Annotated in this window: 17 protein-coding genes; 13 read left to right on the top strand and 4 right to left on the bottom strand. The window is 38.9% G+C overall.

Translation table 11 applies throughout. The features are described from left to right. Nucleotide 1: 1 nt before the first annotated feature. Nucleotides 2-433: an EVE domain-containing protein gene (locus ACWITO_RS00245; RefSeq protein ID WP_448527995.1), complete on the bottom strand. Its 432-nt coding sequence runs from the start codon at nucleotides 431-433 to the stop codon at nucleotides 2-4. Nucleotides 434-692: 259 nt separating this feature from the next. Here ACWITO_RS00245 and ACWITO_RS00240 point away from each other — a divergent pair, with 259 nt between their 5' ends. Beyond that, nucleotides 693-3,785: a leucine--tRNA ligase gene (locus tag ACWITO_RS00240; RefSeq protein ID WP_448527994.1), complete on the top strand. Its 3,093-nt coding sequence runs from the start codon at nucleotides 693-695 to the stop codon at nucleotides 3,783-3,785. Nucleotides 3,786-3,815: 30 nt separating this feature from the next. Here the strand turns inward: ACWITO_RS00240 and ACWITO_RS00235 are convergent, their stop codons facing one another. Continuing rightward, entirely contained in the window at nucleotides 3,816-6,911 is a 3,096-nt protein-coding gene (locus tag ACWITO_RS00235) for an efflux RND transporter permease subunit (protein ID WP_448527993.1), read from the bottom strand. 130 nt (nucleotides 6,912-7,041) lie between these two features. Here ACWITO_RS00235 and elbB point away from each other — a divergent pair, with 130 nt between their 5' ends. From elbB to ACWITO_RS00220, 3 genes are all read left to right on the top strand, one after another. Continuing rightward, nucleotides 7,042-7,731 carry an isoprenoid biosynthesis glyoxalase ElbB gene (gene elbB / locus ACWITO_RS00230; RefSeq protein WP_448527992.1) on the top strand — a complete coding sequence of 230 codons (690 nt, stop codon included), beginning with the start codon at nucleotides 7,042-7,044 and terminating at the stop codon, nucleotides 7,729-7,731. Between the two features lie 87 nt (nucleotides 7,732-7,818). Next, nucleotides 7,819-8,271, top strand: a complete 453-nt coding sequence (locus tag ACWITO_RS00225; RefSeq protein WP_448527991.1) for a J domain-containing protein — start codon at nucleotides 7,819-7,821, stop codon at nucleotides 8,269-8,271. Between the two features lie 2 nt (nucleotides 8,272-8,273). Continuing rightward, nucleotides 8,274-9,707, top strand: coding sequence for a hypothetical protein (locus tag ACWITO_RS00220; RefSeq protein WP_448527990.1), 1,434 nt, complete (start codon nucleotides 8,274-8,276; stop codon nucleotides 9,705-9,707). On the opposite strand, the gene ACWITO_RS00215 is transcribed toward ACWITO_RS00220, so the two are convergent. Beyond that, entirely contained in the window at nucleotides 9,701-9,979 is a 279-nt protein-coding gene (locus tag ACWITO_RS00215; RefSeq protein ID WP_448527989.1) for a hypothetical protein, read from the bottom strand. The two genes, ACWITO_RS00220 and ACWITO_RS00215, sit on opposite strands and share 7 nt — an antisense overlap. A 74-nt stretch (nucleotides 9,980-10,053) precedes the next feature. Between ACWITO_RS00215 and ACWITO_RS00210 the strand changes: the two genes are divergently transcribed. From ACWITO_RS00210 to mutY, 8 genes are all read left to right on the top strand, one after another. Further along, a complete protein-coding gene (locus tag ACWITO_RS00210; RefSeq protein WP_448527988.1) occupies nucleotides 10,054-10,794 on the top strand; it encodes a (Fe-S)-binding protein in 741 nt (246 codons plus the stop codon). A gap of 59 nt (nucleotides 10,795-10,853) precedes the next feature. Further along, nucleotides 10,854-11,414, top strand: a complete 561-nt coding sequence (locus ACWITO_RS00205; protein WP_448527987.1) for a SiaB family protein kinase — start codon at nucleotides 10,854-10,856, stop codon at nucleotides 11,412-11,414. A 15-nt stretch (nucleotides 11,415-11,429) separates the two neighbouring features. Beyond that, nucleotides 11,430-11,810, top strand: a complete 381-nt coding sequence (locus ACWITO_RS00200) for a DUF1987 domain-containing protein (RefSeq protein WP_448527986.1) — start codon at nucleotides 11,430-11,432, stop codon at nucleotides 11,808-11,810. Nucleotides 11,811-11,879: 69 nt separating this feature from the next. Next, entirely contained in the window at nucleotides 11,880-12,773 is an 894-nt protein-coding gene (locus ACWITO_RS00195) for a cell division protein FtsX (protein ID WP_448527985.1), read from the top strand. Between the two features lie 138 nt (nucleotides 12,774-12,911). Next, a complete protein-coding gene (locus tag ACWITO_RS00190; RefSeq protein ID WP_448527984.1) occupies nucleotides 12,912-14,189 on the top strand; it encodes an OmpP1/FadL family transporter in 1,278 nt (425 codons plus the stop codon). A 31-nt stretch (nucleotides 14,190-14,220) separates the two neighbouring features. Continuing rightward, nucleotides 14,221-15,837: an SGNH/GDSL hydrolase family protein gene (locus tag ACWITO_RS00185; RefSeq protein WP_448527983.1), complete on the top strand. Its 1,617-nt coding sequence runs from the start codon at nucleotides 14,221-14,223 to the stop codon at nucleotides 15,835-15,837. An 81-nt stretch (nucleotides 15,838-15,918) separates the two neighbouring features. Continuing rightward, nucleotides 15,919-17,031, top strand: coding sequence for an acyloxyacyl hydrolase (locus ACWITO_RS00180; protein ID WP_448527982.1), 1,113 nt, complete (start codon nucleotides 15,919-15,921; stop codon nucleotides 17,029-17,031). Then, nucleotides 17,015-18,061, top strand: a complete 1,047-nt coding sequence (gene mutY / locus ACWITO_RS00175; protein ID WP_448527981.1) for an A/G-specific adenine glycosylase — start codon at nucleotides 17,015-17,017, stop codon at nucleotides 18,059-18,061. Before ACWITO_RS00180 ends, mutY begins: the two co-directional genes overlap by 17 nt. Before the next feature lie 34 nt (nucleotides 18,062-18,095). Here the strand turns inward: mutY and ACWITO_RS00170 are convergent, their stop codons facing one another. Next, a complete protein-coding gene (locus ACWITO_RS00170; RefSeq protein ID WP_448527980.1) occupies nucleotides 18,096-19,499 on the bottom strand; it encodes an OmpA family protein in 1,404 nt (467 codons plus the stop codon). A gap of 226 nt (nucleotides 19,500-19,725) precedes the next feature. Between ACWITO_RS00170 and ACWITO_RS00165 the strand changes: the two genes are divergently transcribed. Continuing rightward, nucleotides 19,726-21,312, top strand: a complete 1,587-nt coding sequence (locus tag ACWITO_RS00165; protein ID WP_448527979.1) for a hypothetical protein — start codon at nucleotides 19,726-19,728, stop codon at nucleotides 21,310-21,312. Nucleotides 21,313-21,320 lie beyond the last annotated feature (8 nt).

Here is a 21,320-nt window from a genome sequence, read left to right as displayed (position 1 = left end):
TTTAGATGTTTTTTAGCAAATTTACATCAACTTCTCCGATTTCACAAATAAGGTCAAACTCCTCTTGGGTAAGCGGCACCACGGAAAGACGGCTCTGCCTTACCAAAGCCATATTTTGTAAAATATGATGAGCCTTTATGGTTGCCAAACTAACAGGTTTTTTCAAACTACATACAGGGGCTACATCAACCATTACCCAATCGGGTTCATCGGTGGTGTGGTCGGGATAGGCTTCTTTGATAATTTTCACAATCCCAACAATTTCTTTACCTTCGTTGCTATGATAAAAACACGCTAAATCTCCTTGCTTCATAGCTTTCAAATTGTTGCGAGCCTGAAAGTTACGCACTCCGTCCCAAAATGTAGAACCATCTTGAAGCAACTGCTCCCAGCTATATTTGAAGGGTTCAGATTTCAAAAGCCAATATTGCATATGAGTTTAGCGTTTGATGTTCAAATCTTTAAGGGCTTTATCTCTCATTTTTTCTGTCTGATTTCTAAAATCCTGTTTCCTTACTGCAAACTATACTTAAACAATTACGCGTATAGAAGCATAATTTATGCTACAAAGATAAATGTTTTGGCATATTTCCGTAGCGATAAAGCAATTTTTTTGATATTGACTTTTTCCAATTTTGGTGAATTTGGGGTAAAGTGCTAACTTTGCCAATTATTACAAAATTTCAACCTCTATGGCAGAATATCATTTCCGAGAAATTGAGGCTAAATGGCAAAAATATTGGGAAGAAAACCATATTTACCAAACCAAAGAAGACACTTCGAAGCCTAAATATTATGTTTTGGATATGTTTCCCTATCCTTCGGGAGCAGGGTTGCACGTAGGGCATCCGCTTGGCTATATTGCCTCTGATGTAGTTGCCCGTTACAAAAGAGCCAAAGGCTTTAATGTATTGCACCCTATGGGTTTTGATAGTTTCGGGTTGCCTGCCGAACAATATGCTATCCAGACAGGACAGCACCCTGCTATCACTACTGCCGAAAACATCAAGCGTTACAAAGAACAACTCAAAAATATTGGCTTTTCTTACGATTGGAGCAGAGAAGTACAAACTTCTGACCCGAACTATTACAAATGGACGCAATGGATTTTTATGCGTTTGTTTGAGGCTTGGTACAATCAAAAAACTAACAAAGCCGAACATATCCACACACTTATTGCTGAGTTTGAAAGAAACGGGAATTTAGAAGTGCAAGCCGCTTGTGATGAAGATACCCCTGCTTTTACAGCTGAAATGTGGAAGAATTTTTCTGAAAGAGAGCGTTCTGATATTCTTTTGAAATATCGCCTTACCTATCTTGCCGATGCTTATGTGAATTGGTGCCCCGCACTTGGAACAGTACTTGCCAATGACGAAGTAAAGGACGGCGTTTCGGAAAGAGGTGGCTATCCCGTAGAACGCAAACTAATGCGACAATGGATGATGAGAATAACTGCTTATGCAGAACGCTTATTACAAGATTTGGAAACTCTGGATTGGTCTGAAAGCATCAAAGAAGTTCAAAGAAATTGGATAGGCAAAAGTATGGGGGCTGAGGTTCGTTTTTACCTCACCCACAACCCCCTCTCCAAAACTATCACCGTTTTTACTACCCGTATAGATACTATTTTTGGAGTTACTTTTTTAGTGCTTGCACCCGAACACGAACTTGTCAGTGAAATTACTACCCACGAGCAAAAAGCAGAAGTTGAAGCCTACATAGAAAAGGCTATCAATCGGAGTGAGCGAGAACGTATGAGTGAGGTAAAAATAGTTTCAGGTGTCTTTACAGGAGCGTATGCTATCAATCCTTTTACCCAAGAGCCTATTCCTATTTGGATATCGGATTATGTGCTTGCAGGTTATGGCACAGGAGCAGTGATGGGCGTACCAAGCTCTGATGATAGAGATTATCGTTTTGCTAAATTTTTTGATTTACCTATAACTCCCGTGATTGAAGGCACAGAGCATTTGGAAAATCCAACTGAAAAAAAGTATGGTAAAATGATAAATTCAGGCTTTTTGAATGGATTAGATACCCCTGATGCCATTGAAAAAGCTATTGAATATGCCGAAAAAAATGGTTTTGGTAAGCGTAAAATCAACTACAAATTGCGTGATGCAGTGTTTAGTCGTCAGCGATATTGGGGCGAGCCTGTACCTGTATATTTCAAAGACGGCATACCTCACTTAATTGCTGAAGCCAATTTGCCTTTGGTGTTGCCCAAAATTGATAAATACTTGCCTACCGAAACGGGAGAGCCACCGCTTGGCAGGGCTGAAAATTGGAAGTATCAAGGTGTTTATGATTACGAACTCAATACTATGCCGGGCTGGGCAGGAAGCAGTTGGTATTGGCTTCGCTATATGGACCCGCATAACGATAAAGCGTTTGTAAGCAAAGAAAAAGAGCAGTATTGGAGAAATGTAGATTTATACATTGGTGGTGCAGAACACGGCACGGGGCATTTGCTTTATTCTCGTTTTTGGAATAAGGTTCTTTATGATTTGGGTTATATTTCTTCTCCCGAACCATTCCAAAAAATGATAAATCAGGGAATGATACAAGGACGAAGTAACTTTGTGTATAAGGTACTCTACAAAGAGGCACAAGCCCACAAACGTCTTGCTGAATATCTTTTACCCTTAGGTTTTGAGGCAAATGTCTTGCCCGGTGATATGCAATTGGATTTTGTTCATAAAGAAAAGAAAATTGCCGTTGAAATTCGCTCACAATCTATTATTAAAGAAAATTGGCAAAGTTATCTGAGCAAATATGCTGAATTTATGCCCGCCTGCCAAGTAATGTTTGTTTCGGTAGAAGAGATTTTTACGAATGTAGAAGAAGCTGTTATGAGGGTAAAAAAGGCTTTGTTGGGCGAAGAATTTACTCAGTTCCCTGAAAATGAATATGAGTTGCCTAATCTGTTTGTTTCATACAATTTGCGAGAGGGCTATGAAACTGTTGCCTTACACGTTGATGTAAATATTGTAGAAAATGATATTTTAGACATTGATGCTTTTCGCAAGTGGCGTCCTGATTTGGCAAATGCAGAGTTCATTTTAGAAGATGGCAAGTATATTTGCGGAGCAGAAGTAGAAAAAATGTCCAAATCTAAATATAATGTAGTCAATCCTGATAATGTAGTAGAGCGTTATGGAGCAGATACATTGCGGTTGTATGAGATGTTTTTGGGTCCTTTGGAGCAATTTAAGCCTTGGAATACCAATGGAATAGAAGGAACACATAAGTTTTTGCGAAAGTTATGGCGTTTGTTTCACGATGAAAAGGGCAATTTCAGTGTAAGTGAGCAAGAACCTACACAAGCCGAACTCAAAATTTTACATCATACTATCAAGCGTGTAACCGAAGATATTGAGCGATATTCTTTCAATACTCCTGTAAGTACCTTTATGATTTGCGTAAATGAACTTACAGACCTAAAATGCAAAAAAAAAGCTATTTTAGAGGCTCTTTTGGTACTTTTAGCCCCTTATGCACCGCATATTACAGAAGAGCTTTGGCATTTGCTTGGGCATAAGGAAAGCATCAATTTCGCTCCTTATCCTGTCTATGAAGAAAAATATTTGCAAGAAAGCACTTTCAACTATCCTATTTCGGTAAATGGGAAGCTACGTACGAGTATTGAAATTGCTTTGGATTTGCCACAAACCGATATTGAAAAGATTGTTTTATCTAACGAAATCGTACAGAAATGGCTTGATGGCAAACCTGCTAAAAAAGTAATTATCGTTCCTAAAAAAATTGTGAATGTTGTAGTATAAAAATTGCCTCCCAAGTTTGGGAAGCAATTTTTACAAAACGAGTTCCTCTGCTACTGGCTCATTTTCTTGTAAATGAGCTTTTTTTGCACGCGAAAGATAGCTATACATTGTTGGTACTACATACAAAGTGAGTATAAGGCTGAACAGCACCCCTCCTACAATTACGGTTCCCAGTGGCATACGGCTCTGTGCCGCCGCTCCCAAAGATAAAGCAATAGGTAAGGCTCCAAGCACTGTTGCCAGCGAAGTCATCAAAATAGGTCTTAAACGCTGTTTGGAGGCTTCCAGCAAGGCTTTGCCTTTTTCCATACCTTGCTCTTGCTTTTGGTTGGCAAATTCAACAATCAGAATACCATTTTTGGTAACCAAACCAATGAGCATAATCATACCGATTTGTGAAAAAATATTGATAGTTTGCCCCAAAATCCACAAGCTAAGTAAAGCCCCCGCAAGAGCCAAAGGCACCGTAAACATTATTACAAAAGGGTCTATGAAACTTTCAAATTGAGCCGAGAGCACCAAATACACCAGCAAAAGTGCTAAAAAGAACGCAAAAGCTGTATTAGATGAACTTTCTACATAATCTCTTGAAGGTCCAGAAAGCGAGGTGGCAAAACTATCATCTAAGAGTTTTTTCCCTATTGCCTGCATAGTAGCAATGCCATCGCCAATGGTTTTACCCGGTGCCAGCGAAGCCGAAATCGTTGCCGATTTATAGCGGTTGTAATGAAATAATTGAGGTGGGTTACTTGTTTCACGAATAGTTACCAAATTGCTCAACTGCACAAGTTCGCCCCTATTATTTCGCAAATATATTTGGCTTAAGTCCGTAGGTTCATCACGAAATTCACGTTTCACTTGTCCTATCACTTGGTACTGCTTGCCATTCATAATAAAATATCCCATTCGCCTGCCACTATAAGCCGCCTGCAAAGCCTCAGCAATATCGGCAGTGCTTACTCCTGCATCTTTGGCTTTGAGCCTATCAATCGTAATTTCAATTTCAGGTTTATTGAATTTTAGATTAGCATCAACTGCCAGAAAAGTTCCACTTTTGCGGGCTTCTTCCAAAAAAATAGGCAAAACCTTTTTGATTTTTTCAAAATCAAAGTTTTGAATGACAAACTGCACAGGCAAAGCCCCACGCGAACCCAAACCCACCGAAATAGTTTGCTCCTGAACTATAAAAATGCGACCATCATTAAATTGCGATAGTTTTTTATTTACATAATCTACTATTTGCTGCTGAGAACGTTTTCGTTCTTTGGGTTCTACTAAAATAGCCCTTACAAAAGCCGTATTAGAGCCACCTCCAATGAAAGTGGGTGCCGTAGAACTAAATACGCCCTTTGCTTCGGGAACAGAGTCGCGTACAAAAGAGGCAAATCTATCTACATACTCGGTCATATAATCAAACGATACCCCTTCGGGAGCCGTTACGCTCATACGGAAATTGCTTCTATCTTCCATAGGAGCAAGTTCGGAAGGGATTTTTTGCAAGAAAAAGTAAATCATTCCCAAACAAGCAAGCACAAGCACTATACCCACCCAACGCACACGCAAAAAAAACTGCAAAGTTTTAGCGTAAAAATTTTCCATTCCTGTAAAAAATGACTCTGTAACCCTATAAAACCAAGAGGGTTTATCTTTGGGACGATTGAGCCAAACACTCAGAATAGGTGTAAGTGTAAGCGAAACAAATGCCGAAATCAGCACTGCACCCGCTACCACTACACCAAACTCACGAAAGAGGCTTCCTACAAAACCTTGTAAAAACATTATAGGTAAAAAAACCACCGCTAGGGTAATAGAAGTAGAAATAACTGCAAATACAATTTCTTTTGTACCTTCGGCGGCGGCTCGGCGAATAGGGTAGCCCTGCTCCAATTTGCGGAAAATATTTTCTGTAACTACAATGCCATCATCTACTACCAAACCCGTAGCAAGCACAATTCCAAGCATTGTAAGAATATTGATAGAAAACCCTGCCAAATACATTATGAAAAAAGTTGCCACCAGCGAAACAGGAATATCTATCAATGGACGAATAGCAATGAGCCAATTCCTAAAAAAGAGGTAGATAATCAGCACCACCAATCCAAATGCTATCAGCAGGGTTTCTGCTACTTCCTCAATAGATTTTTTGATGTATTTGGTTACATCATACAGCACTTCAAAGCGGATATGCTCGGGTATTTCTTTTTTGAGTTCTTCCAGACGCTTGTAAAAATCGTTTGAAATCTTGACATAATTAGAACCGGGTTGTGGCACAATCGCCATAGCCAAACCCCCATTACCATTGAGTTTCCAATTCGTTTCTTCAATTTCTACCCCCAATTCTACTTCGGCAACATCTTTCAATCTGACAATTCCTTCATTGTTGGAACGAATAATTACTTCTTCAAATTCTTTTTCCGTAGAAAGTTTGCCCAAAGTGCGAATAGTAAGTTCGGTCTGATTGCCAAATACTTTTCCTGCGGGCAATTCTACATTCTCACGCAAAAGAGCCTGCTGAATATCATTTACGGTGATATTGTAAGCTTGCAGTCGGTCTGGCTTGAACCATAAACGCATTGCATAGCGTTTTTCGCCAAAAATATTGATACGACTCACATCGGGAATAGTTTGCAAACGCTCTTGCAAAACATTCACGGCAAAATCGTTTATTTCAAACAGATTGAACTGCTTGCTCTGTACTGCTAAAATTATTATTGGGTCTGCGGAAACATCAGCTTTGGAAACCACAGGCGGAGCATCTAAATCTTGTGGGAGTTGTCGTAAAGTTTGGCTCACCTTATCGCGTACATCATTGGCGGCGGCTTCCAAATCTATGCCCAACTCAAACTCTACTGTTATGCTACTTACCCCTTGCGAACTGGTAGAAGATATGGTACGAACACCTTGTATGCCATTGATAGCCTTTTCCAAAGGTTCTGTAATTTGGCTCTCAATAATATCAGAATTGGCACCTGTATAGGCAGTACGAACCGTAATAACAGGCGGGTCTATGGCAGGATAGTCCCTGACACTCAGAAACTTATATCCAATCCCCCCGAAAAGCATCAGAATCAAAGACATTACGATTGCCAAAACAGGTCGGCGAAGACTCAAATCAGCTATTCCCATACGAGAGTTTTTTTTCAATAAAACGCAAAAAACATAGAAAATTTTACATTCCGAATAAGTTTTTTTGATGAAAGTTTATTTTCTTGCTAAAAATTTGTAATTTGCTTACGCAAGTAAAAATCTTATTTTTATGGAAAAGAAGCTCAAATTTGCAGTTTTACTTTCTGGTTGTGGCGTGTATGATGGTGCTGAAATACACGAGTCGGTGAGTGTATTGCTTGCTATGGATAAAATGGGCATAGAAGCAGTTTGCACAGCCCCCAATGTAGAACAACACCACGTTATCAATCATCTTACTGGCGAGGAAATGTCCGAAAAACGCAATGTACTCATAGAAGCGGCACGCATAGCACGCGGCAATATTGTTGATGTAGCTCATTTGAACGTTGCTGAACTTGACGGCTTGGTGATGCCCGGCGGTTTTGGCGTAGCCAAAAACTTTACCAAATGGGCTTTTGAAGGTCCCGCAGGGGCTATTATTGAGCCTATCAAGAAAGTGATACAAGATTTCTACAAAGCAGGCAAACCCATTGGGGCAGTTTGTATGTCGCCTACCACGGTGGCAAAGGCATTGGAAGGTGTTGCAAACGTACAGCTTACGGTAGGCAATACCATAGAAAAATCCCCTTACGACATTAAAGCTATCAGCGAAGGCATCAATCAAACAGGTAATACTGCCGTAATGGTTAGCGTAAATGATGTTTTTGTGGATAAAGTCAATAAAATTGTTACCAGTCCTTGTTATATGATGGAAGCCTCTATCTCTCAAATTTATGTAGGTGCCGAAAATACTATCGCCAAAATGAAAGAGTTGGTATAAAATTTGAAACATATTTATCACTGAAACCTTCACCCCTTATTGAAGGTTTCAGTGTCAATTTTCACGAAACTAAATTTCTATAGCCAGATGTTCAGCGAAAGAATTTGGGATATATTGAGAGCCTACATCAATGATGCCATTGACCAAGCTTTGGAGGAAAGAGGTATTGGCAAAAAGGAACGAGAGTCCCAAGAAAAAAATCATAAGCAAAAAACTGCCTTTGAAGAATTTGAAGAAAACTACCGCAAATATCAAAAATATCAGCAGGAGTATCAATCTTACCAGAAACAGAACCAAAGCCACCAAAAAACTTCCACGTACCAAAACTCAAACACACAAGAACTCAAGTATTATGCTTGGTTGGAAGTTCCCGCAGGTAGCAATTTTGAGGAAATCAGAAAATCGTACAAAAATCTAATGAAAAAATATCACCCCGATAATTTTCATCACAACGAAAGCAAACGCAAAACCGCCGAAGAGTTGTGCCAAAAGCTCAATGAAGCCTACCAGTATTTTGAGAAAAAATTTGGGAAAAAATAACAATGCAGTCAGTTTATCAAACGCTACGTATTTTTTTATATGTGGCATTTTTCATAAGCCTATGGAAAGGCTTTGAGTTTAGCAGAAAATTTTGGGACAAACACTATTCCTTTCAGAAAGAAACAAATTTTTTACAAAAAACTGAAATAAATTCCAAAAACAAATGGATTGATAGCCTACAAAGCACTTACAGCCATAGCTCTCTTGTACTCCCCCCAAAAAGCTATCAAGCTAAGGATAGTCAAAAAATCAAGCAAAGAACCTCAACAGATACGCTTCAGGCAGAATTTCTGCAAAAAACTTTTTTAGCCTATCCTCAGAATAATCTGAAAACACTTCAGGCATTTTTCGGTGCTTTGCAAAATTTAGAAAACAATGCTGGTGAGCATTATCGTATTTTTTACTTTGCAGATTCACAAATAGAAGGCGACAGAATTACAGCAACCCTGCGAACTGCTCTGCAAGAAAAACTTGGGGGCTGTGGAGTGGGTTTGCAAGGTTTTACCAATACCAACAACATCAAGTTTAGCATACAGCAAGAAAATGACGAAAAACTCAAAAATTATTTTTTGCTCGGAAAAGCTCTGCCCCATAAAAATCAGACCTATGGCATTTTAGGACAAACTTATCTTTATTCTGAAAAAGATACAGCAAGCTATACCATTTTTCGTAAATCTGACAAAGCAAGCGAAAAGGCTCAAAAAGTAGAAAATATCAAAATTCTTTTTCGCAACACCCAAACACCAACCCAGATAGATATTTGGGAAGGAGAAAATAAGCTTTCACAAAAAAGTTTTGAGCCTTCCCCGCAGAGTATTTATTGGTCTGTTCCTTTGCAAAATGAGTTTTCAGAAATAAAAATTACTTGGCAATCGGCGAAAAGCCCCGAAATGTATGGCGTAGCGTTGGATTGTAACCGAGGCATTACCGTAGATAATATTCCCTTGCGAGGCAGTGCAGGGCTGGAATTTAACAAAATGAACCTCACTACCCTACAAGCCCAAGCCGAACAGCTCAAACCTTGTTTGGTGATTTTACATTTTGGGGTAAATGTAACAATGAATAGCACTGATTTTGGTTTTTATGAAAGAAAAATGCTTGAACAAATTGCTTTCTTAAAAAAAGCCTTTCCCCAAGCCTCTTTTGTACTTGTGGGTATCTCCGACAGAAGTTATAGAACTGAAAATGGCTTTGAAACTTATCCTGCGGTAGAAATTTTACGCAGAGTCCAAAAAAGAATCGCTCTCCAAGCTGATTGTGCCTTTTGGGACTTGTACGAAGCAATGGGGGGCAAAAATACAATGCCTCTTTGGGTAGAAAAAGGCTTGGCAAGTAAAGATTACACGCATTTCACACTCAAAGGAGCAGAAATTATTGGTAATATGCTCTTTGAAGCTCTTTGGAAAGACTTTCAGAGCTATAAAGGTGTTCAGTAGGCTTCTAAATACGTTTGCAAGTCGCTATACATTTGCTCAAATCGTTTTTTTACACACCCTAAAAATTCCTGATTTTGAGCAAGTTCTAAAACTTCCGCTTCGCTGTATTCCAGCTCGCTAACCTTGTAGGTTTGTTCAAGCTGATTTTGTTCAAATTTCAAGATAAATTTCTGATTCCACCAAAAAAGCGTAATGGCAAGCGAACCCTCGCTGAATTGCTTTAATTGTTTCATTTTGGGCGTATTAGAGGTTGTAAGGCAAATTTTTTGCAAAAATAAATTTTTTTTGATACTCACTTGCCTGATATACATTTTAACTTATCTTTGTAACCACAAAAAATGTTTGAATGTCCAAAAATTCACCTGTTGTAGATTTGTTCGTGCCTTGTTTTATAGACCAAGTTCGCCCCAAAATTGCTTGGGACACCATCAAGGTACTCAAAAGTGTGGGTTGTAGGGTACGTTACAAGGCAAAACAAACTTGTTGCGGGCAACCTGCCTACAATGCAGGTTTTTGGAAAGAGGCTTGCAGTGTTGCCGAAAAATTCATTGATGAATTTGATGATGAAAATGCCTATGTAGTAGCTCCTTCGGCTTCGTGTATAGGAATGATTAGAAACGCTTACACTGATATTTTGAAAAGCGAAAAAAAATTAGACAAGTATTATAGTTTGCAGAAAAGAGCTTTTGAGCTCAGTGAGTTTTTGGTAGATGTGCTGGGCATAGAGCAGTTAGAAAATGTTTGCTTCCCGCATCGCATCACCTATCACGATTCTTGTTCGGCTCTTAGAGAGTGCTACATCAGTGATGCACCACGCAAATTGCTTCAAAACATTAAAGGTTTAGAAATTGTTGAAATGAGTAGCACTGAAACTTGTTGCGGTTTTGGTGGGACATTTGCGGTGAAATTTCCTGCCATTTCAGCGGCTATGGCAGAACAAAAACTACAAAATGCCTCTCAAACTGCTACCGAATATGTAGTTTCTACTGATTTTTCTTGTTTAATGCATTTGGAAAGTTATGCTCAAAAAAACAATATATCATTGAAATTCTTACATATAGCAGAAATTTTAGCAAATGATTGCTAAAAAATTTGCTTTTTATCGTAAATTTTCAAAAATTTCCGCAAATTAAATCTTCATAGCTTATGTCTATTGTGGATAGGTATCACCAAATTATTCAGAAAGAAAAGGTCTTGCTCGCTTACAAGGGCTGTATTGATGGTGATGCAGTTACTTATCTTGTCAAGCTCGCCGAAAAAAATGTGGCTTCTATCAACGAAAAACTAACTATTCGTAAGAAAGTAATTAGCATTTTGGTAGAGGCTATTCAAAATATCGTAAATTATTTCGCTGAAGAATCCTTGGATAAATCCTTTGAAAATGAATCTTTTGTGATTGTTACCGCTCAACAAAATCAATATGAAGTTTTAGTAGGCAATTACATTTCAGGACATAGAATGCGAGCCTTAAAAAAACGCATAGATAACGTAAATATGATGTCGGCAGAAGATTTGCAAAAGGTTTATTTGGATATTTTAGAAAATCCTAAGGTATCCATCACACGAGGAGCAGGTCTGGGCTTAATAGATATGGCAAGACGCACCCAAAATAAAATTAACTATTCTTTTGCCGAATACGACCAAGACCACGTACTTTTTATGATGAGTATGACCGTAGCTCGTGTAAAAGATGTTGTACTAAGCTAAACCTTCATAAAATATATGGAAAGTTTGATAATAGAAAATACTAATAAAACGCCTAAAGTTTTTTTTAATGCTTTAAGTGGTAAAATGGAACTAGCGGGCAGGTCAATTCCTGAAAACTCGTATCAGTTCTATGAGCCATTATTGCAATGGCTCGATGAATACGCCAAGAACCCACAAGAGCAAACGCATTTCACATTCAAGCTAGACTATTTCAATACAAGCTCTTCTATGTATATTTTGGGTATTCTGAAAAAATTAGAAAAAATGCACGCAGACGGCAAAAAAGTGAGAGTTTCTTGGTATTACGACTCCGAAGATGAAGATATGCTCCAAACAGGTGAGGATTTAAGACAAATTGTCAAAATTCCTATTGAAATGACTGAATTAGAAAGCTAATTTTACCCCAAACTCATTGTTGTAAGCAAAGAAAAAATCTTTTTTCTTTGCTTTTTTTGTAAAAAACTTATGACAACTATCACCCAGACCAAAAGCAAAAGTTTAGGAAGTTACCCTTATACCAGTGTAATGACAAGTATCACAATTGCTCTCATTGCATTGGGCGTACTACTTATGCTTATCATAGGTATTATCAATTTTGCCGAAAGAGTGAAAGAAAATGTAGAAGTACAAGTAATGCTGGATAACGGCTTAGAAAACGAGCAGATAGCACAATTGCGTCAATTACTTTCTGATAAAAAATACATCAGGAAATTTGCAGGGCAAGCCGATATAGCCTTCAAACACAAAGACGAAGCCGCCAAAGAACTTATCAAGGACTTGAAAGAGGACTTTATTACTTTACTGGGTGAAAACCCTTTACGTCATTCGTTTTTATTACACATCAAATCCGAATTTTGTAGCAGAGAAGGGCTGGAGCAAATCAAAAAAGAAATTGAGCAAATAAAGGGGGTTTTTGAAGTATCGTATGCACAAGAATTTTCAGAGGAAGTGAATCAGAATGTAGCAATGGTAAGTTTTGTACTTTCAGCTTTTGCTCTTTTTATGATGATTATTGTAGTAATACTGATACACAATACCATACGATTAGCTTTATTTTCGCAAAGATTTATTATCCGTACAATGCAACTGGTAGGAGCTACAGCCTCTTTTATTCGTCGTCCTTTTTTAGCTACTGCTTTTTGGCAAGGACTTCTGAGTGGAGCTATCGCTTTTACACTTATCTATGTAAGTTTGCCCTATTTGAATGTAGGTTTTATTAGACTTTCAGAGATGTTTAGCCCCTTGCAAGTTCTAATTATTGGGGGGATTTTAGTTGTTTTGGGCATATTTTTAAGTCTTTTCAGCTCTTACCGAGCTGTGAATAAATACCTAAGTATGAACTTGGACGAATTGTACTAAAAAAAGCCTTTTATTCTGCTTGCAGAATACTTTTTGAAAAAAAGTGTGAAAAATTTGGAACAAATCGTAGATATTTTTGTATAATAGCGATAAATTTGCCATATTAAATTCAATTAACCCAAACTTAACAACTTTTTTATGAAGCGACTAAGTTTTACTATTTTAGGTCTGTGTGCCGCATTATGGGCAGAAGCAGGCGGCTTTCAAGTAGTCTTACAAGGTGTAAGGCAAACAGGTATGGGAAATACTGGTTCTGCCTTGGCTGATGTGAGCAATATGTTCTACAACCCTGGTGCCATTGGCTTCATTGAAGGCGGTGGAGTAGCGGCTGGGGTAAATGCCATTTTTGGTAAAACAGAATTTGCCTCTTTGGACGGTAACATTTACAAAACTGAAAACCCTGTAAGTACGCCTTTTTACTTACACGCCGCTTTTGGTTTCGGAAAAGACAAAGCTATCAAAGCAGGTTTAAGCGTAGTTACCCCTTATGGCTCTACCGTAAAATGGGAAGATGGCTGGATTGGAAAAACCAACTTGGAGCAAATTGCTTTAAGAGCTATTTATATTCAGCCTACCATTGCCTACCGAGTAAATCATAAGTTTTCAATTGGAGCAGGTTTCCAATATATGACAGGTAGCGTAAATCTACAAAGACAAAACGCTCTGCCTGTTAATGGTCTTTTTGTAGATGCTGAACTTGATGGAAAAGCAACAGGTATGGGCTGGAACTTAGGAGTAGCCTATAAACTCTTTGATGAAGTAACGCTTGGCTTGGCTTATCGTTCCAAAATTGTTGCAAAAGTAGAAGATGGTACTGCTACCTTCACGAATATACCTTCTTTGGGTGGTCCCGTAGGAGCAGCCATTGCTGGCAATTTCCCCAATCTAAGTGGTAGCACGGCTTCTACCAAGTTTTCATCAGAATTGCCTTTGCCTGCTGTACTTACTGCGGGGGTTACTTGGAAATATAGCGATAACCTATTATTCAACTTTGATGCTCGTTATACATTCTGGAGTGCCTACAAAGAACTGGCTTTCAATTTCACTGACCCTGTAGCTGGCTCTAACACCTCTGTTTCGCCTCGTGAATATCAAGACCGTATCACTATTGGTGCAGGAGCAGAATATAAAAAAGGAGCTTTGGCAATCAGAGGAGGTACTTACTTTGACCCTTCTCCTGTAAAAGATGGCTTTATGACTGCCGAAACCCCTGATGCAAATACTTTTGCTGGCACATTGGGCTTGGGCTACTCTTTTGGAAAAGTAAGCGTTGATTTGGGTGGTATTTACCTTACAAGACCCACTCGCGACAACAGAAATCCTGCAACTGATGCCAATGGCAATTTTGTGGGTCCTCGTGGCGACTTCAAAACCAAAGCCATAGTTGGCACCTTTGGTGTAACGTTTAATTTCTAAAAATGGTTGAACTAAAAAATTCAAAATAGATATGAAACTCAACATACTGAAAGGAACATTAGCCGTTTCTGCAAGTGCTTTTATTCTGAGTGCTTGTGCCCCTAAAATAGACCCTATCCCTGCCAACAAAGGCAATTTAGATTTGAGCAAATATATCGCTGTTGGTAACTCGCTTACTGCGGGTGTCGCTGATAATGGTTTGTATAATGCGTCTATGATGAACTCTTACCCCAAATTTATTGCCGAGCAATTCAAATTAGCGGGTGGCGGAGAGTTTCATCAGGCTTTATTCAATGACGGACAGCAAAATGGTTCAGGTTTCTTGAAAATTACAGGCTGGAACACCAATGGAACGCCTATTATTTCGCAAGAAACCAGTAACTTAGCAGTTGTAAGTCCAAGTCCGCTCAAACTTGCCCGCTACGAAGGACCCCTCAATAACTATGGTATTTCGGGCATCAGGGTAGTTGATGTAACCGTACCTGCTTATAGCCAGCTAAACCCTTTCTTTGAGCGTTTGCTTCCCCCTCTTACTACAAAATCTTATGTTGATTTTGTAGGCGAAGCCAATGCTACTTTCTTTACTTGCTGGATTGGTAACAATGACGTTTTGGGCTTTGCAACCAGTGGTGGCGACCCCAATGCTAACCCTATTCGTTCCAATACAATTGCCCCTAACCAGTTCCCTTACAGCACTGATGGCTCTTTGGGTGCTATTACCGAAATCAATGTGTTCAATGCAAGCTTTGATGCCTTGATAAATAAACTTACCGCCAACGGTGCAAAAGGTGTAGTTGCTACAATTCCTGATGTAGCCTCTATCCCTTATGTTACGCTTGTGAATCAGCAAATCAGAGGAACATTACCTACTTTCCCTTTTATCCCTAAAAGTGCGGCTGAAATTACTGTAAGAAGAGAGTTTACTGCATCTGAAGCAAGCTTGTTAAATGCTATTTATTTAGGTATTACCGTAGACCCTGATGGTCCTGGTCCTTTGCCTCCTATTCCCGGTTGGGACCCTGATGGTCCTGGACCTATTGTAGGTGGTACAAGTCCTGGACTTGTTGCTGGTAACAACAGATTTATAATTGTGAAAGGTATTGCTCCTTCTAGCTCTATACCTACTTCCATTTGCCCTGTTTGCCCAGCAGATCCTCCCGGTTCTTTGAGAGTAATTGTAGAGCAAATGGATGCCGCATCAGATTTTATTCTTTTGCCTGCACAGCAAGGTTTGCTCACTCCTACCAATTTTGCCAACGGATTAGGCTTTGTAAATCCTACTACTTTCCAACCTTTCCCTTTCCCTGATTGGGCAGTATTAGATGAACAAGAAACAGGTTTTGTTAGAAATGCTACCAACTTCTATAATGCTAAAATTCGTGCCGTAGCACAAGCTAAAAACTTGGCTTTGGTAGATGCCGATGCTTTGTTCAATCAAATTATCAGAAACAGAAGCATTGATGGCGTACAAGTTTCAACAGATTTTATCAGTGGTGGCTTGTTCTCGCTTGATGGGGTTCATCTTACTCCCAAAGGTTATGCCATTGTTGCCAATCAGATTATTAAAGCTATAAATGCTAAATATGGCACAAGCATACCTCTTATTGACATAAATGCCCGAAACATTAGAGGTGTATTGTTCCCTTAATAATACACCCCTCCCACATAAGTTTCAACCTCCAAGACAAAAGTTTTGGAGGTTTTTTATATCTTTGCCAAAAATTATGAAATGCCTAAGCGTAAATATTATTGGATTGTCATCAGTCTTTGGGTATTTTACTCTTTCTGTTTGGCTCAAACCCCTTTTGAAATAGGCTTGCATACCGATTATGGCTTTATTTTTCGGCACGCCCCTAAAATCGGACACCTGCAATCGCACCCTTGGGCTATTACGGCTTATTACAATCGTTTTCATCTTGGAAAACGTACTTGGGAGCAAGATTTCCGCTATCCCCAAAGTTCTTTTGCTCTTACTTATTTCAATTACCAAAATTCTATCATAGGGCACTCCCTTGCACTATCGGCAAATATGCTTTTGCCTATCTACCGAGCGGAAAAAAGTACCTTACAATTCAAAATCGGTACAGGGCTTGCCTTTGCCTCTAATCCTTTTGATATTGAAACCAATTTTCAAAACAATGTTTTGAGTAATATTTGGAGCTATGTAATGCAAGGGGGATTTTGGTGGAACTATCACCTCAACTCTCATTTCAGACTTAAAACAGGCTTGCAAATTACGCATTATTCTAATGGAGCTTTCAAATTGCCCAATGCAGGTGTAAATGTTATTACCACCTTTGCAGGCATTAGTTATGTGTTTAATCCTGAAAAAATTGCTTTTCAAAAAAGTGAAAAAACCGCTTTCAGCAAAAATTGGTATCTGCAAACGGCACTTGGAGGCAGTCTGATAGAAACAGAAATCAATCAACCTCACAAACATTCTGTTTTCAATGTAGGTTTGTATGTAGCTCGTGATATAAATCGCAAACACCGCTTTAATGCAGGTTTGGATATTTCTTGGAACGAAGGTATCAAGTACCAAATTGAGCAAAAATTTGGAAGTCAGAACCCAAAACCCGATTACAGACGCATAGGCATAGCAGTAGGCGATGAAATTACTTTTGGCGATATGAGTCTAAATATCCAACTCGGCTATTACATTCGTAGGCAATTTGAAGCCAAAACAGATATGCCTTTTTATCAGCGTTATGGCTTAAAATGGTATTTCCATAAAAATATTTTTGCAGGGCTACTGCTCAAAACGCACGCCTCTGTAGCCGAATGTGCAGAATTTACACTTGGAACGCATTGGCAAATCAAGAGAAATGAACGAGAAAAATAAGTTTTTTGTTGAAAAAATCACCGCTTGGTATAGAAAGCATCACCGCAAACTTCCTTGGCGAAACACACAAGACCCCTATCTCATTTGGCTTTCCGAAATTATTTTACAACAAACACGTGTCAAGCAAGGCTTGCCCTACTATCAAAAATTTGTAGAAAACTACCCAAACCTACAAGATTTGGCTTTGGCAAACGATATGGAAGTGTTCCGATTGTGGCAAGGTTTGGGCTACTACAACCGAGCTAAAAATATGCTGGCTACGGCTCGGCAACTTTGCGAAAAAAATGAAGGGCAATTTCCCAAAAGTTACCGAGAGCTACTTAAACTTAAAGGCATAGGCAAATACACAGCAGCGGCGATAGCGTCTTTTGCCTTCAACGAACCCGTAGCGGTTTTGGACGGCAATGTGTATAGAGTGCTGGCTCGCTATTTTGGTATTTTCACAGATATTGCCAGCCCACAAGGCGAAAAAGAATTTAGAGCTTTGGCTCAAAGCCTAATTCCCGAAAATAGCAATGAATACAATCAGGCAATTATGGAATTTGGGGCTTTGCAATGTACTCCACAAAAACCCAATTGCATGTTTTGCCCCTTACAAGAAAACTGCTTCGCCTTTGTCTATCAAGAACAAGAAAACTTACCTGTAAAAATTAACAAAACGCAAATGCGTGAGCGTTTTTTTGCCTATCTGGTTTGGCATAAGGAAGAGAAAATCGCTCTTAAAAAACGCTTGGAAAAAGATATTTGGCAAAATCTTTACGATTTTGATTTGCAGGAAAAAGAGAATTTATACGAATTGGAGCAGATACCCCTCGTAAAAGGAAGTTTTATACACAAATCAAGTATATTCAAACATCAACTCACACATCAAAGAATCTTTGTTTGCTTTTTTCATTTTGAAATAAACGAGAACTTTCCTCTTTCCCCAAATTTGGAATGGCACACTTGGGAGGATATTCAAAATTTACCCAAACCTATTCTCATAGCCAATTACTTGCAAACTTGGCAAACAAAAAACCTACAAGGTTGAGCCTTGTAGGTTTTAAGACGCAGTGCAGAACTTGTTACAAATTCTTTATTTCTACACGGCGATTAGCGGCACGCTGTTGAGGTGTCTTGTTACCTGCTTTAATATCGGTGCTACCATCAGCAGGTTTTTCATCTCCATAACCAATGGCTTGGATACGGTCGGCACTGATACCTTTTTTCACCAAGTAGGCTTTGATAGCATCAGCACGCTGTTGAGAAAGTTTTTTATTGGCGGCTCTATTACCCACATTATCTGTATGCCCTTCTACTGCAATCTTCACGCTAGGATTTTGACTCAAAAGTGCGGCAAGATTATCTAACGAAGCAAAAGAAGTACGCAAAATAGTAGCCTTTCCTGTGGCAAAGTTGATACTTTTAGCTATTTTCAAGAGTTCTTGCTCGTTAATTTTAGCAGGACAACCTTTTTCTTCAGGCACACCGGGTACATCGGGACAAGCATCATCTACATCAGGAATTTTATCACCGTCTCTATCAGGACAGCCCTTGAAAGTAGCCAAACCGGGTTGGTCAGGACAGCGGTCGTCTTTATCTGCAATGCCATCACCATCTTTATCAGGACAGCCTTGCAATTCAGGTTTTCCAGCTTCGGTAGGGCAAGCGTCTTCATTATCAGGTAAGCCGTCACCGTCTGTATCAGGGCAACCTTGGAATTGAGCTAAACCGGGAGTATCAGGACATTTATCATCTTTATCAATGATTTTATCACCGTCTCTATCAGGGCAACCATTAAACTCTTTTGCCCCTGCCTCCGTAGGACAAGCATCTTCGCCATCTACAATGCCATCGTTGTCTGTATCAGGACAACCCGCAAACTGCTTCAAACCTTTTTCATTGGGGCATTTGTCTTTTTTATCAGGAATTCCGTCTCCGTCAGAATCTTTGGGTTTAGCTAAACCAAAACGGAAACCACCTCTATAATGCAAATAATCAGCAAAATCAAACATATAATTGTAGCCTGCTTGCAAGTTGATGGCTACAAGGTCATCTACCCAATAGTTGAAGCCCAAACCGCCTTCCAAAACACCATAAGTTTTACGGCGAAGGTAATTTGCACCGCCACCCAAAGTGAGATAAGGGTCAAATTTCTTTTCAGGTAAAAAATGAAGTTGCCCTGCAAGACTACCTTGCACACTTGCCGCCGTTTGCCCTGTGGTGAAAATATCATTCGGGAACAAATCGCTAAAATTGCGAATTTCTACTACCGAAACCGAAGGGGCAATTTGAATCATAGGACTGATTTTTTTGGAGGCAGTGATATACGGACCCCAGTTCCAGTCGCTCATACTCAAACCTCTTTTGGCAGGTACACCGAAATCAAAGGCTGTTACGCCTGCTCCCAAAGTCCAGTCAGAGCCTTGGGCTTGGGCATTGTACCAAGAGCAAAAAACTACAAAGAGCAGTAAAGTTATTTTCTTCATAAGGATATGATTTTTACGTTTGCAAAATATTTTCGCAATATTAAAAAAAAATTTCGTACTACCTACAAAAAAATGATTTTTATGCTAAATTTTGCTTCAAAATGCAAATTTACTGCTCATTAAGTAAGAAATAATCAAAACATTATGCAAAAATACGTCAAATGAGGTATAGGAAAAGCCACAATAATTTGGTCTTTTTGCTGAAACCAAATTATTCAGAACCTATATGAAACGTATTTTTGCAGTTCTCTCGTTTGTATGCTTGCTGTTTGGAGCAAATGCCCAAACCATAGAAGTAGAAAAAATGCACGAACTTTCCAAACGTGCCAAAAGAGGCTACCTTTACCACGTTAATCAAGACGCAGAAACAGGTAATATTGACCTTGTTTTTATCACATCGCAAAATAGCAGACGTATCAAGATGGAAATTTATTCTTTCGACAAAGAATATAACCTACTTGACCAACGCCAAGAAGAACAAGAAATTGAGAACAACCGCATCAAATTACGCTTGGGCAAATCTGATGTAGAAATTAAGGTAAAGTACAAAGAGCCTATTGTAAAGGAAGGGATTAGTGTGGAAAGAAATATTTCTAACATTTTAGTACTCAAACGCAAGCGTGTAACTTACACGTGGAGTACCTATTATCAGGAATATGAAAAAAGTGTAAAAACCCTTGAAAAAGTAAAGCCCAAAACCGATGAAGGTGATAAATATTTCCTTATCAACTACTACGAAGATGATTACACAGGTGAAGCAGTTGTAGTTGCTACCCCCAAAAATGATATGGCTGGAAGACGCTTTACTCTAATGAAATTTAACAACAATTTAGATTTGGTAGCCAAGAAAGACGTAGATTTCCCTTATTCTATGACGGGCATTTACAAAGCTGTAATCAATAGACAAAATCCCGAAGATGAGGATATTCCTGTTGCCGAAGGAGCTTTCTTTATACTTGCTCCCAGCCGCTGGGGCAAAGAAAAAGCACCCAAAGACAAAACCAATGAGTTTGAAATTTTCCGTTTTGATAGCGATTTCAAAAATATTCTTAGAGTGCCTTTCAAAGCCGCTACCTCTGTTTGGCGTATAGACGAAGACTTTACCCACGGCACCAGTCATTACTTCTATGGTCTTTCGGTGGATGCCAAAGGCAAATACTACGACCAAGTCATTAACCCCAATAAATTTAAGTCTATTCAAGTAATGAAATTCAACGAAGAAACTAACCAAGTAGAATACATCACCAACACGAACCTTGATGAAATGAAAGCCAAAATCAAAACGCCTCCTGCCCAAAAACGTAAGCCCGTATTCAAAGGAGGACAATTTGATAAAAAAGTAGTTTTTGTGAATGATAGAGAGGAGTTTGTAATGTCAGGACAAAATTTCAAAGTTTCCAAAAACAAAAAAATATATCAAGATGTAATCACACTCTATTTTGATAAGCAAGGTGTTTTGAAAGCTATGTATGGCGTAGATCCAGTAGAAAACAATAAGTGGTCAAAAGCCTATGGTGCCCCTCAGTATGTTTTAGATACAGGCGACTCTAAACAAAATATGTATCTGATTCTCACAGAAATAGATGGCTATGATTTGGGAGATAGCAGATTGGAAATTTACCCTCGTATCGCCAAAATTTCTAAAAATGATGCCTCTATTAGTAATTTTACAACTTTGGGCGTAATGAACAAAAAGAAATTTTACTTGGATAAAAACTTCCCATTTTTCAATCCCGCCCCCAACAAAATTACCTTCTTTGGCTCAACCTCTAATGGTAAGTACATTTATTTTGGTAGGGTAAAATTAGATTAGCAGTTTTT

The organism is Raineya sp., assembly GCF_053497555.1.
This window is presented reverse-complemented; position numbering and strand designations above follow the sequence as displayed.

Coding starts and splice junctions, on each gene's coding strand:
- ACWITO_RS00245 (WP_448527995.1), bottom strand. CDS start 433: ATGCAATATTGGCTTTTGAAATCTGAACCCTTCAAATATAGCTGGGAG.
- ACWITO_RS00240 (WP_448527994.1), top strand. CDS start 693: ATGGCAGAATATCATTTCCGAGAAATTGAGGCTAAATGGCAAAAATAT.
- ACWITO_RS00235 (WP_448527993.1), bottom strand. CDS start 6,911: ATGGGAATAGCTGATTTGAGTCTTCGCCGACCTGTTTTGGCAATCGTA.
- elbB (WP_448527992.1), top strand. CDS start 7,042: ATGGAAAAGAAGCTCAAATTTGCAGTTTTACTTTCTGGTTGTGGCGTG.
- ACWITO_RS00225 (WP_448527991.1), top strand. CDS start 7,819: ATGTTCAGCGAAAGAATTTGGGATATATTGAGAGCCTACATCAATGAT.
- ACWITO_RS00220 (WP_448527990.1), top strand. CDS start 8,274: ATGCAGTCAGTTTATCAAACGCTACGTATTTTTTTATATGTGGCATTT.
- ACWITO_RS00210 (WP_448527988.1), top strand. CDS start 10,054: ATGTCCAAAAATTCACCTGTTGTAGATTTGTTCGTGCCTTGTTTTATA.
- ACWITO_RS00205 (WP_448527987.1), top strand. CDS start 10,854: ATGTCTATTGTGGATAGGTATCACCAAATTATTCAGAAAGAAAAGGTC.
- ACWITO_RS00200 (WP_448527986.1), top strand. CDS start 11,430: ATGGAAAGTTTGATAATAGAAAATACTAATAAAACGCCTAAAGTTTTT.
- ACWITO_RS00195 (WP_448527985.1), top strand. CDS start 11,880: ATGACAACTATCACCCAGACCAAAAGCAAAAGTTTAGGAAGTTACCCT.
- ACWITO_RS00190 (WP_448527984.1), top strand. CDS start 12,912: ATGAAGCGACTAAGTTTTACTATTTTAGGTCTGTGTGCCGCATTATGG.
- ACWITO_RS00185 (WP_448527983.1), top strand. CDS start 14,221: ATGAAACTCAACATACTGAAAGGAACATTAGCCGTTTCTGCAAGTGCT.
- ACWITO_RS00180 (WP_448527982.1), top strand. CDS start 15,919: ATGCCTAAGCGTAAATATTATTGGATTGTCATCAGTCTTTGGGTATTT.
- mutY (WP_448527981.1), top strand. CDS start 17,015: ATGAACGAGAAAAATAAGTTTTTTGTTGAAAAAATCACCGCTTGGTAT.
- ACWITO_RS00170 (WP_448527980.1), bottom strand. CDS start 19,499: ATGAAGAAAATAACTTTACTGCTCTTTGTAGTTTTTTGCTCTTGGTAC.
- ACWITO_RS00165 (WP_448527979.1), top strand. CDS start 19,726: ATGAAACGTATTTTTGCAGTTCTCTCGTTTGTATGCTTGCTGTTTGGA.